General features: G+C 39.2%; 5 protein-coding genes. 1 reads left to right on the top strand and 4 read right to left on the bottom strand.

Annotated elements, in window-relative coordinates; all coding sequences use genetic code 11:
• Window positions 1–66: 66 nt before the first annotated feature.
• The gene (locus H1P_RS01050) at window positions 67–6,225 is read left to right on the top strand and encodes an AAA family ATPase (RefSeq protein ID WP_144863316.1); all 6,159 of its coding nucleotides are present in this window, start codon (window positions 67–69) and stop codon (window positions 6,223–6,225) included.
• 181 nt (window positions 6,226–6,406) lie between these two features.
• On the opposite strand, the gene H1P_RS01045 is transcribed toward H1P_RS01050, so the two are convergent.
• The 4 genes from H1P_RS01045 to H1P_RS01030 form a co-directional block, all read right to left on the bottom strand.
• A complete protein-coding gene (locus H1P_RS01045) occupies window positions 6,407–6,814 on the bottom strand; it encodes a DUF2834 domain-containing protein (protein WP_144863266.1) in 408 nt (135 codons plus the stop codon).
• 615 nt (window positions 6,815–7,429) lie between these two features.
• Complete coding sequence (locus H1P_RS01040) at window positions 7,430–11,698, bottom strand: SDR family NAD(P)-dependent oxidoreductase (protein ID WP_144863264.1); 4,269 nt, start codon at window positions 11,696–11,698, stop codon at window positions 7,430–7,432.
• 74 nt (window positions 11,699–11,772) lie between these two features.
• The gene (locus H1P_RS01035) at window positions 11,773–12,684 is read right to left on the bottom strand and encodes a hypothetical protein (protein WP_144863262.1); all 912 of its coding nucleotides are present in this window, start codon (window positions 12,682–12,684) and stop codon (window positions 11,773–11,775) included.
• Window positions 12,685–12,898: 214 nt separating this feature from the next.
• Window positions 12,899–13,672, bottom strand: a complete 774-nt coding sequence (locus H1P_RS01030; protein WP_222426887.1) for an AraC family transcriptional regulator — start codon at window positions 13,670–13,672, stop codon at window positions 12,899–12,901.
• Window positions 13,673–13,771 lie beyond the last annotated feature (99 nt).

Below are 13,771 nucleotides of genomic sequence, written 5' to 3'. Positions count from 1 at the left end.
GAGGACTCCTGAATTCTGTTTTCATAACAGGTCTATTTTGGCTATCGAACTAATATCGAACTAATGATGATTACTCTGAATGGCTACCAAATTATTAGCAAAATCTACGAAAGCTTTAACTCAGAAGTCTATCGAGGCATTCGTTCTTCGGATAATCAACCTGTTATTCTCAAAGTACTCAAACAAGACTATCCCACTGCTCAAGAACTCACCCGCTACAAGCAAGAATACAAAACTATCTGTAGCCTTAACTTCGACGGCACTATCGCAGCTTATGGTTTAGAAACCTATCAAAGAACTTTAGTTATTATCCTAGAGGATTTTGGGGCGATCTCTTTAAAAAAATGGATCGATGGCAAACCTTTACGATTACAGGAATTCTTTCCCATTGCGATTCAGATAGTTGAGAATTTGGCTAAGATTCATGCAGCTAATATAATTCACAAAGATATTAACCCTGCCAATATTGTCTTCAACACTACAACCAGACAAATCAAAATCATTGATTTTGGTATTGCTACTGCACTCAAGCAAGAAAATCCCAGTCTGAAAAGTCCCAATATTCTTGAAGGTACTTTAGCTTATATTTCTCCAGAACAAACAGGACGGATGAATCGTAGTTTAGATTACCGCACTGATTTTTATTCTCTTGGAGTCACTTTCTATGAACTACTCACTGGACTATTGCCCTTTGAAGTAAGCGATCCTTTAGAATTGGTTCACTGTCATCTAGCAAAACAACCCCTACCTCCCCATCAAGTTAATCCCGATATCCCTGTTGTTATTTCTAACTTAGTGATGAAATTGATGGCGAAAACGGCTGAGGAGCGATACAAGAGTGCTTATGGTATTAAAGCCGATCTAGAAGAATGTTTAAGACAATTAGAAACTACAGGAAAAATTGAAGATTTTGCGCTCACAACTCAAGATTTAGCCAATCAGTTTCAAATTCCTCAAAAACTCTATGGAAGAGAGTCAGAAATTAAAACCTTAATGGCAGCATTTGAGAGAGTTGCAACATCAAACTTATCCCAACCCGAACTGATGCTAGTTACGGGATATTCTGGTGTAGGTAAAACAACCCTAGTACAGGAAATCTATAAACCAATCACTGAAAAACGGGGCTATTTTATCTCTGGTAAGTTTGACCAATTTCAGCGCAATATTCCCTATTCTGCCGTTGTCAATGCCTTTACTAATTTAGTCAAGCAAATTTTAGGAGAAAGCAAGACGCAACTTAATCGATGGCGTAAGCAGCTTTTCACTGCGTTGGGAGTGAATGGTCAAGTAATTATTGATGTTATTCCCGAAGTAGAATTAATTATTGGTCGGCAACCAGTAGTTCCAGAGTTAGGAGCAACAGCAGCCCAAAATCGCTTCAATTTAGTCTTTAAAAATTTTATTCGCGTCTTTTGTTCTTCTAAGCATCCTTTAGTTATTTTTTTAGATGATTTGCAATGGGCAGACTCCGCCAGTATAAAGTTAATCGAACTAATCATGATGAATGCAGATCTTGAGTATCTTTTCTTGATTGGTTCTTATCGAGATAATGAGATTAACTCTACTCATCCCTTAACTATTACTCTCGACGAAATACGCCAACAAGGAACAATAGTCAATCAAATTATTTTAAAACCTCTAGCTCTCGATCGCGTTAATCAGTTAATTGTAGAGACACTCAACGCTCAAGAAGAATATGTGCAACCTCTGGCTGAATTAGTTTGGCAAAAAACCAATGGTAATCCTTTTTTTATCAATGAATTTCTGAAAACTATCTACTCGGAAAATTTGCTGCGATTCAATACTTCTGGGCAGTCTGTTACTCAACCCACCCATCCCGAACGAGCTTGGCAATGGAATCTGAAAGAGATTGAAAGGATTTGCAGCACCGATAATATGGTCAAATTTATGATGGGCAAGATGGAAAAATTGCCTAAATTTACCCAAGAAGTTTTAAGTTTAGCAGCTTGTATTGGAGCAGAGTTTAACTTAAATACAATCTCGATTATCTGTGAAAAATCAGCTTCGGAGCTTTTTAAAAATTTAATCCCAGCGATTGATGCAGGTTTAGTTATTCCTTTATCAGAATTAGATGAGCAACTATTAATTCAAGATTATAAATTTGAACACGATCGCATTCAACAAGGTGCTTATGCCTTAATTGCTCAGGAACAAAAAATATTTACTCATCTAACCATTGGTCGCTTACTTTGGCAAAATACCCAACCAAATCAATTGTCAGAAAATATCTTCAAGATTGTCGATCATCTCAATTTAGGCTATCAACAGATCGCTCATCAATTAGAACGCAATGAAATTGCCAAATTAAACTTACTGGCAGCTCAAAAAGCAAAATCCGCAAACGCTTATGAAGCAGCAGTCAAGTATTTAAAGATAGGTCAAAAATTCTTAGAAAAAGAGAGTTGGAAAACGAATTACAATCTGACCCTAACCTTGTATTCAGAAGCAGTAGAAGTGGCTTATTTGAGAGGAGATTTTGAGCAGATGGACAAATTTGCCTCAGCCGTCCTCGCAAAAGCTGAAACCTTGTTAGATAGAGTAAAAGTTTATCAAGTTCAGATCGAAGCCTTCAAAGCACAGAATAAACTACTCACAGCAATAGAAACTGGGCTATCAGTACTGAAGCCGTTAGGAGTGAGATTTCCGCAAAAACCAAGCAAGTTGAAGATTTCACTAGAGTTAGCGGGGACAAAGGTCACTTTAGCAGGGAAAAGAATTGAGGCATTAATCGATCTCCCTCCGATGCAGGATCTTTACAAACTCTCAGCAATGCATCTTTTAGACACTGTTGCAACTGCTGCGCAATTTGCTGCGCCGAGAATGCAAATCTTGATGGGTTTTAAGCAAGTTAATCTCTCGGTTAAATATGGCAATGCTGCTACTTCTGCTGCAGCTTATGCCGTTTATGGACAAATTCTCTGTGGCATCGTGGGGGACATTGATGCTGGCTATAAATTTGGTCAATTAGCCTTGAGCTTGTCCGAGTCTTTTAGTGTCCGACAACATAAATCAAGAACTTTATTTCTCGTCAGTTTTTATATTAACCATTGGAAAAAACATCTCCAACAAACACTACCTATCTTATTAGAAGGATATAAAAGTGGACTGGACACTGGAGATTTGGGACATGCTGCCTATAGCGCAGTGGCTTATGTCTGTCATGCATACGTCCTAGGGAAGGAATTGGCAGGATTGGAAAAGGAGATGGTGAATTACCTTGAGGCGATCGCTCAATTCCAGCAAACAATAGCACTTAATTATTTGCAAAGATCTTGCCAGGTTGTCTTGAACTTAAGGGGAAAATCAGAAAACCCTTGTCGTTTAATCGGGGACTTTTACGATGAGCGGACAATGCTGCCCCTACAACAGCAGGTCAACGACTATAGCGGTATCTTCGGACTATATAGCAACAAACTAGTCCTATCCTATCTTTTTGAAGACTATGCAGCGGCCGCGCAAAATGCAGTTTTAGCAGAAAAATATTTAGAAAGTTCGATTGGTTCAACTTTTGTGCCGATCTTCTATTTCTACGATTCCCTTGTCAGAATTGCAGTCTATGCTTATGCTACCTTGTCAGAACAAAAAAATCTTCTACTCAAGGTGGCAGCCAATCAAAAAAAAATGAAAAAATGGGCGCACCATGCAGCGATGAATTATTTACACAAGTTTTACTTAGTAGAAGCAGAGCAATATCGAATTCAAGGCTGCTATCTTGAAGCAATGGACTACTATGATCGAGCCATAGCATTAGCCGAAAAAAATTTATATCTTAATGAAGAAGCTCTCGCCAACGAACTAGCAGCAAAATTTTATCTAAATTGGGGTAAAGTTAAAATTGCCAAAACCTACCTGAATGAAGCACACTATCTTTATTCTCTCTGGGGAGCCGTGGCAAAGGTTCAAGATTTAGAAGCTAAATACCCGCAATTATTAGTAAAATCCTCGGCTTCTGCTTCGATGACGGATAAAGTTAGGACAACGACTAACACCAACACTCATTCTGGAGAAGTCTTAGATTTAGCTACCATTATGAAAGCATCTCAAGCTATTTCTAGCGAGATCGTTTTGGCTAAACTGCTGACGACTTTAATGAAAATTTTAATTGAGAATGCTGGAGCCGAGGTGGGCTACCTCATTTTAGAAACAGAAGGGCAACTCCTGATTGAAGCTTCTGGTTCGGTGGATGAAGATAAAGTTACTGTTTTAAAGTCGATACCCATTGATGGCTGTCTGCCCAGATCGATTATTAACTATGTTGCTCGTACCCGAAAAACTGTCCTCAAAAATGATGCTGCTCATCAGTATAAAATTACTAATGACTCCTATATTAAATCTCATCAGACCAAATCCCTTTTGTGTACACCACTGCTAGATCAAGGTCAACTCAGAGGCATTGTCTATCTAGAAAATAATCTCACTGTGGGAGCTTTTACCCAAGAGAGGTTGGAAGTTCTGCAACTTTTATCCAGCCAAGCTGCGATCGCAATTACCAATGCCAAACTCTACACCGAGCTACAAGAAAATCAAAACCGACTCACTCAATTTCTAGAAGCTATGCCAGTGGGGGTATCTGTTCTCGATCCTACAGGTCAAACTTATTATGCCAATCGGCTCTCCAAGGAATTAGCCCAAGAAAGCAATGTCTCTCTAGAAACGAAACCCGAACAATTTTCAGAAGTTTATCGAGTATATCAAGCAGGAACAGAACAATTATACCCAACAGAGCAATTACCTATCGTGCAAGCTCTCTCTGGCGAAACTGTTAAAAGAGACGATCTCGAACTTCACCTACCCCATAAAATTATTCCTCTAGAGGTTTCTGCCACACCGATTTTTGATGAGACAGGCAAGATCGAGTTTGCGATCGCAGCTTTTACTGATATCACCGAACGCAAACAAGCCGAAGCAGAGCGAATTCAGTTTACCCATGAGCTTGAACTTAAAAATATTGCCCTGCAACAGGCAAAAGACGAATTAGCCGAGTCTAACCGCACCTTAGAGCAAAAAGTAGAAAATCGCACCCATGAACTATCACAAACCCTAGAAGTGCTGAAAGCAACTCAAGCGGAACTACTGTTTGAAAACGAGCTACTCAAAAGTGCCGAAGAACCTTCTACCTTTGACTATCAAGTAGGGGGAAGTTTGCCCATGGATGCACCCACCTATGTCGTACGTTCGGCGGATCGTTATCTCTACAAAGCCTTGAAGCAAGGAGAATTTTGCTATGTGCTCAATCCTCGGCAAATGGGCAAGTCAAGTCTGATGGTACGCATGATGCATCATTTACAGCATGAGGGGGTGAGCTGCGGGGCGATCGATCTGACCCGTATTGGTAGCGAAAACACGACACCAGAACGATGGTACAAAGGATTAATCGTAGAACTATGGCGTAGTTTTGGTTTGCTCCGAAAAGTGAATCTCAAAACTTGGTGGAATGAACGAGAAGATATTTCTCCCGTTCAGAAATTAAGTCAATTTATCGAAGAAATTTTATTGGTTGAAGTTCAGCAACAAGATGAGACTATCCCTCACAACTTAGTCATTTTTATTGATGAAATTGATAGTATCTTAAGCTTGAATTTTCCCCTGAATGACTTTTTTGGTCTGATTCGCTCCTGCTATAATCAACGTAGTCTCAACCCAGAGTATCGACGTTTAACCTTTGCTTTTTTTGGCGTGGCTACCCCAGGGGATTTAATTACCAATCATCAGACAACTCCTTTCAATATTGGTCAGGCAATTCAACTAGAAAGCTTTAAAGAGTATGAAGCGCAACCTTTGTTACAGGGATTAACCGAAAAAGTCAGCAATCCTCAAACCATACTCAAAGAAGTCTTCGCTTGGACGAATGGTCAACCTTTTTTGACCCAAAAGCTCTGTCAACTGATCCGTAGTACTTCATCGGCGATTCCGAGCAACCAAGAAGCCGAATGGATTGAAAACTTAGTGCTCACTCAGATCATCGAGAATTGGGAATCCCAGGATGAACCACAGCATTTAAGAACCATTCGAGATCGCCTGATCCAGAGCCCACAATCGGTTCGATTACGAGAAATCTACCGACAAATTTGGCATCAAGGAGAGATGGTTGCAGTGGATAGTTCAGAGGAAAGAGAATTGCTGTTGTCGGGGTTAGTGGTTAAGCAACAGGGAACTTTGAGAGTCCAAAATCGGATTTATGAATCGATTTTTGCTGAAGGGTAGACGACCTCTACAATCCAGGTATGACAAAGGATTTATCCCTCTTCTGTCAGACTCTAAAAGCCTGGGAAATTTGTGAATTCTGTAATTGTTATATAGTAAGCCGAGTCTACCTTGACTCCAAATCTCATAATGATAGTAAGCCTGTTTGTACTCTCTGTTCTTTTTCTTAATCCAACAATTCTCACGTGGGTGAAGTCTTCTTCTCCTGGGTATCTCCTGCTAGACCTAGCAATTCAATCTGCTTGCGCTCCCGCATAAAGAGAAACAGAGGAAATCCAAAACCAAAGGATACTAAGAAGATAGCGACAATGTAAAGACCCCACAACCTCATCTTTAGCCGTCGCCCTTCGGTCACGATCAGTATAATTCCACACAAGGCTGCAACAGTTACATCTATCCCAATAAAACTGGAAGCGGGATTAGCGTAAACTTGTTTAATAAAAAAGGCAATATCGAAGTTCAGAAAATTAGCCAGGGTTAGCTCTCCCTTGGTGGCAATGGTGAACTGCACTAAATAATAATTTGTCCAGACAAAGCCGATCACTGTTAAGGCAGCATAGATAGCTTGTCGAATGCGATTCTGGAGCATAGAGGTAATAGTTTATAAAGCATTCCTTGATGCTTTTATTTTCCCCCTCTGGATGACCATCCCACGTAACTCTTAAAGATATGCAATAAATGCTCTACAAATAGATCGCCCTTACTGATTCTCTCTTAGCGTTTCTAGAGCGAGAATATTTCATGTTTGCAGTGCAGCAAACCCCTATATTTGCTTATGTTTGTGATGGAAAGCTTATTCTGACCGTCTCCTTCTCTTGAGGCATAGATTGCGATCTAGCGCGAGTATGGTCGGTCTTTTGATGATTGGCTGGGTATTTCTCTTCATTACAATAACTTAAAAACACTCTTCGTTCAATCCAAGCTAGAACTTATCAAGCTAAGAATAAAGCGATCGCTCTCGCCTATGCTCATATCTCTTTGGACAATATTCGCAATTGGTTTACACACTGTTGCTATTGAACCTCATCCAAATGAGAACCGCTATAGTACAAATAAGTATGAGTTTTACAAACAACATCATTTTAAATAACTAACTATACCTTTAAGGTTATTAAAGCTTTAAAAGTTAATATCGAAAATATTGGTGAACTGCCTCAATCTCGAAAATCGAGACGATCGTATAAGCCTGAAACTTTTACCTTGCCTATTGTCCCGTCTTAAGTTGGTTGTCCCCCCTCTTATTGAGCAATGCCGTTTTTATCTCTTCAGCAGACATGGAGCTAATTGTTTCTCGTAATTGAGCAATTTTGGACACCATACCAGGTTGGGGTTCGTGTTTGATTAGGGTTTGGGCAAAGCCAGCTATAGTAGATGTCTCAAACAAACTTTGCAGAGGAAGTTCTACTTTAAAGGTTTGACGCGATCGCGAAATTACTTGGGTCGCTAGTAGGGAATGTCCCCCTAATTCAAAGAAGTTATCGTAAATGCCTATGCTCGGATTATCTAATACTTCTTGCCAAATTCTAGTAATTTGTCGTTCTAAATCGTTTCTGGGAAGTACAATCTCTTTTCTTTCTTTTACAGTTTGCTCATTGGTTATAGTAGGTATCTCTTTAACTTGAATAAACTCACAGGTGCTAGATACGCCAAAATCATCTTTTACTTCTATCTCTTGTAACTGAGAGACTGGGATTGGTGCAACCTGGGGAACTATATAAGCCCGCAATTTTTGAGCTTGAGGGGATTTAGTTTTAAGATAATTTCGTAGGCGAGGATTGTTACCATCTAAGCCAATTAAAAGTGATGAGGGATTATGATGTAAAGCAGCGATCAAAGAATATAATCCCTGTTGAGTTTGAATGCTATGGTATCCGCGATCGCGCAGTTGTTTTTTTGGCTGATAACCGCGACTGATGCCTACTTCATCCCACATACTCCAAGCAAAACAGTAACTCTGCAAACCTTTCTGGTTGTGCTGATAAGCAGAAAAACTTTTTAGGAAAGAACTTGCAGCAGCCAATGCACCAACTTTATAATCGCCAAAAAAGCCATTAACCGAAGCAAAGCTAATTAACAGTCCATTGGACTTTTCGGGCAGCAATTGAGGTAGCATCGAAGCTCCTATAACTTGAGGACGAAGTATTTGGGCTAAACTATCTGGTGTTTCTTCGATTAATAAACGCTCTTGGTAAATTCCTGCTAAGTTAATTATTCCCTCAAGTTCACATTGCCAGTTAGACTTAGTTTGATTAACTATTTGTTGCAGTTTAGGGAAATCACAGATATCTACAGCCTGATAAGTAACTTCTCCTCCCAACTGTTCTAGTTTTGAATAGGTTTTGATTTTTTCAGCTAGTTTAGTCGATCGCTTCTTATGAGATGACCAAGTATTGCGCTCAGGTAGGGAAGTTCTACCCACTAACAGCAATTTAGCCTGGTGATATTGTAGTAGGTATTGGGCGATCGCGCTGCCAAATTTTCCTAACCCCCCCGTAATAAGATACATTCTCCCATGCTTGAAGGGTAAATCTTGGCTTTTTTCTAAAGATAGATCGGCTTTTTCTAAGCAAGTAACTAAGCGTTTGCCATCCCGATAGGCTACTTCGGACTCTACTAAAGAAGCACAGAGTTCCCTTAATATATGTCTAGCATTAACTTCAACTGGATCGAGAGATAAATCTATATGAGTACAATGCAACCAAGGTAACTCTTGCGGAATAGTTTTACTTATTCCCAACAGAGGACTTTTTTCATAAGCAATCTTCTCGTCAGTAGCAATAGACTGAGTATGACTAGAAATAGTTAGCAGCCTTAGAGGTTGTTCACTATTTTGATTTTGTTCTAAGGTCTGAACTAAGGACAATAAGCTGTATATTCCCTTATTTTGGGCATTTTCTAGGTCTTCTAGACTGTATGCCTCTCCTTGATAAGTTTCATAAGCCCATAAGTGAACAATGCGATCGATTTGAATATTGTCTGCCTGAAAAGACGACCATAGTTGTCGATAATGATCTGGGTTTTGAGGATCGATCTGATAGTGATTAGGGCTAATCCTAGCAAAGCTTGTCCCTATCTCAATACCGATCCAAGGTTGATTAATCTTACTTAATTCTTGACCCAGAGACGAGCCTAAACCCAACTTATCTAAGAAAATTAAACTTGTATTTTGCCAGGACTGAATATTTTTAAATCTCTCTATTTCTTGGCGTTGCCAACTCTGACGATAAAACCAGTCTGGAAGGGTGTTGGTGTTGCTACTGAGAATGTCGATCTGTTTTAAAATCGGGTCAAATTCTCCTGCTTCCAAACGCTGTTTCAGTTGGGAGCGTTGGATTTTGCCGATACCTGTTTTGGGAATAGCTTCTTTCTCTACAGGAATTAAATAAGTAGGATTTACCCCAACTTTTTGGACTATACTGCCTCTAATTTTATTAAGTACCTCCAATAGTTGCTTCGCCTCAGAATTGGCAGTGTGGAAAAAGATAGCTAATCGATCTGTAGTGCTATTAGCAGTACGGAAACCACAAGCAGCAGTATAAGAAACCTCGATTTCCTCTATTTCTTCGACGATCGCTTCGATTTCATGACAATAATAGTTGAAACCATTAATAATAATCACATCTTTTTTACGACCAGTAACAGTTAGTCTGCCGTCGCGAATCAAGCCTAAATCTCCCGTATTAAACCAACCGTCTGCCGTAAAAGCTGTTTGATTTGCTTGAGGGTTTTGGTAATAACCAGAAGTAACTACAGTCCCTTTAATTTGTAAAGCACCAATGACTTCTTCATTGACTACCTGGTCTTGTTCATCTACTATACGTATAGAAAAATCAGGACTCGGACTGCCTGTTTCGACAAATTGAGAGTCTTCAGAGGCAGAATCTAAGGAATAGCGATCAGAAAAAACTACTGCCCCTGCTGTCTCCGACATCCCCCAGGCAGGATTCATAGCCTCCGAGGGTAGTTTATGGGGAGTAAGTAACTCCATAAAACTATGGGCAGTTTGAGGTGCGATTGCTTCTCCTGCATTAAGGAAAATTTGCATTGAGGATAAATCCCAATCACCATCAATTATTTCCCTAGCTCGATCGTTCACTAAGCCATAAGCAAAATTGGGAGCCCAAGATATATTAACCCGATAGCGATCGATCAAATCTAGCCACTTGAGGGGATTCTGCACGAACATATCCGTAGGTGCATGAACCTGCTGACAACCTAAATAAATATCTCTGACATGGAACTGAGCTATTCCGCTAACATGATCTAGGGGTAGCCAGTTGAGCGAAACTGAATCCCTGTTCATTTTATGTCTCTGAGAAGAGCAAGCTGCTCGATAGAGAATCAGACTATGACTGAGCATTACTGCTTTAGGAAGACCTGTACTACCAGAAGTTAGGAGTAATAAGGCTAGATCTTCAGGTTGACTCTCATGCCAGTTTTCATCGCTCTGGTTATTTTGTAAAGTTTCTACTGTAGCAATCTCAAAAGAACCCCCGTTAGTAAGATTAGGTACAGCAGCAATATCTAATTCTAAGTCTTTGCTGGTAACAATAACTGGTCGATCCAACATTTGCCAAGCATTATGTAGTTTTTTGATCGCACTATTAGCTTCTTGATAGGTAGAAGCCACTGAAAGAGGTACAGGCACAAAACCACCCAATAAACAGCCCCAAAATGTAGCAATAAAATCTTGATTATTTGGCAGTTGAAAAATAACCTTGTCTTGAGGTTTTAGACCAAGTTTTCTGAAGCCAGCTAAAATTCTTTGTGCTTGTTCTAGTAACTCTGGATAAGTTTGAAATACTGCATCATCATTAGGCTGAACATAAATAACACCCTTGTCAGGGGAATTTAAAGCAGCTTGGTGTAAGGCATTAGGTAGAGTTGGAGGAATTTGGTCTTTATTTTGTAGAGGTTCACCATAACTGATGGCTAACTTACCAGATACTTGCCCCTGAGATGGATTTTTTTCTCCACAGGCGATCGATTTTTCAATGATTCCACTTCCTACTGCTTTCCAGTCGGGGATTAAGTCTGATATATGCAATAGATTAGGACTCTCGGCTCGATCGCGAACCTGTACTGCTACTTCGGCAACGCCCGATAAGCGTTGTAATTTAGTTGACCATTGCTCGATTAGCTCGGGAGCGATCGCTTCTACACTCATCAAAGCAGCTTCATCTACTTGCCCTTCAGCAGTTAACGGCATCCTAGATACTGGTATATATATCTTGGGCAAAAGCTCTGAGAGGAGAATTTCTTGTAAAGATGATTTCAATCTTGAAGGACATAAAGGTTCAGCCGAAACTAAATAGGGTACTAACTCTGACTCTGAATTATCCCTAGTACGGATTAATACTCTACAATCTTCAACTGAAGCATTTCCTAGTAAAGCAGTTTCTACTTCATTCAGGTTGATTGAATGTCCCTTAAGTTCAACCAATCGACTCTGAGAACTTAAAAAATTATACATATATCAACTTAAATTAAAAAACTAAAAGTACGATCTTTGAGCAAATTAGTAATAGACCAGAAAAATATGTATAATTATGCCTTTCTAGCTCGACTACGAATTCGATAATTATTGACACCAAATGCTATCTTGAGCATTAAGCGATTCTTCCGACTTGGGGGAATTCCTTTATGAAAACAGTAAGGATCTTCCACAAATCCTAAACCAGCTTCCCCGTATACGAACTTGAGATTATCAGTGCCATAGTAGTTAATGATATCTCGATCGGAACGTCCAGTAAAACAGGAAAGTTGATGAGTAAGTTTTTTATTTTGATGACTTCTAAGAACACAGACATGAGGGCCACTAGATAGCTCCACATCGGTTAAATAAAAGAAAAATTGTATGGAGTGATAGTCGAGAAGATCGTAATGAAAAAATACCTGAGCAAAATTCAAGCGATCGCTAATTGGTACTTCCGTGGCATAACTCCACCACAGTTTGGTAGATAAATGTACGGGCTTAGCATTTAAGTATAAGCTAGCAATCTCTAACAACTTAGGATCTTTTTCCAGTTGTCTTACAGCTAGACAATCCTCACTAACATCAGGATAGTCACCAATAATAAAGGTTTCATTATACTTCTTCTCTGCTATTTCTTTGTCCATATAAGGAAAAGAAAATTGAGGTTGTTCATTTCCATAACAACTTGAAACATTAACGTAATTATGGATTTGTTTAACCAGCTTACTGGGTAAATTAATTCCTACATAAAGACCATCTTTGTTTAAAAAGTCAACAATTTCATCTTCCTCAATGTTGTCTAAACAAGAAATTTCTTGACAGCTTTTTTGGCTTTCATGAGGTTGACAGAAAAAATATGCCGACAAATTGCGAATGAACTTAAATCGGCTCAAGAAAAACATGAAAAACCATTTATAATCTGCAATAGCCCATCCATAATATCTTCTCCATTTCGCCTCAAATCGTTTTAAATAGTTAGGCATACTTGAGAAATTTAAGTTGGTTAAATATTGCATTATTTATTTTAGACTAACGAAAAGGTCATGCTAAAAAGTCACATCAGGCTAACTTACCACAAATCCTTTAATGAATACTGTTTGAGATAATTTTTACCCTAGAAAGATTTGACGAATTCTCTCCTCAACGACTGTTACCAAGTAAGTGTGGGATTATGACTTTAAGTTAGTAGAATATTCTCTACAAGCCTATCTTAGCTGTGCGAATTTCCTGAATATGGGCAGCAGATACACCATCAACAATAGTGCGATTAATCATCGGATGATCGTTGTGAGTCGGACCAGTATCACTATCAGGATGATAAGCAATTACATCCATCTCGCTATCATCAGTAAAGAAACTATGATGACCATCAGTAGGGATAATAAAAACATTACCTGGTATCAAGGGAATAGTAATATCTGACCCTGTACCATCATCATTGCTGGGTACAACACATCTTCCTCTGCCTTTGGCAACAATACCCACTCGCATAGATGGATGTGTATGACGAGTTTGACCAATATGGGGAGGAAAATGTAAGTAATTTAAACAGGGGTCGCCTTTAATAACAGGGGGAATCAGCAGAGAATCAGAACAACCATCAATGTAGAGTAAGCGTCCTTGTTTCTCGATTGGCCCGCCGATCGTAAATGTGCCTTGATAACCAAGTCTAGTGGTAATAAAACCACAGCCGTCACTTATATAAAAATTATTAGGAACACTAAAGTACATCCCCGCATCTAAATTAAATGTCTGTTCGCGACCAGAAAGGGTAAAAGTAATCGCAGCTTGACCACTATATACAAATCCCAAGCTAGTACCCTTGACATTAATAGTGAGGTCTTTGTGCTGATAACCCCAAGCATAAACTTGTGTTGGATGTTGGTCTTGGGATAAATCACTGAGCATTCCGTCATTACAGGGCAATGACATAAAATGTTTACTTTGAAAAAGAGAATTTGTGTGAATCATGATGTTAAGTGTTATAGTTTGCCACAGGTTTAATCAAAAAAATTAGGTTGTAAACCGACTTCAAGAAGTCAGAAGTCAGAAGTCAGAAGTCAGAAGTCA

The sequence above is a fragment of the Hyella patelloides LEGE 07179 genome, from assembly GCF_900659865.1.
GTDB classification, from domain to species: Bacteria; Cyanobacteriota; Cyanobacteriia; order Cyanobacteriales; family Xenococcaceae; genus Hyella; species Hyella patelloides.
The sequence above is the reverse complement of the archived record's forward strand: the minus strand, read 5'-3'. Positions and strand labels throughout refer to the sequence as shown.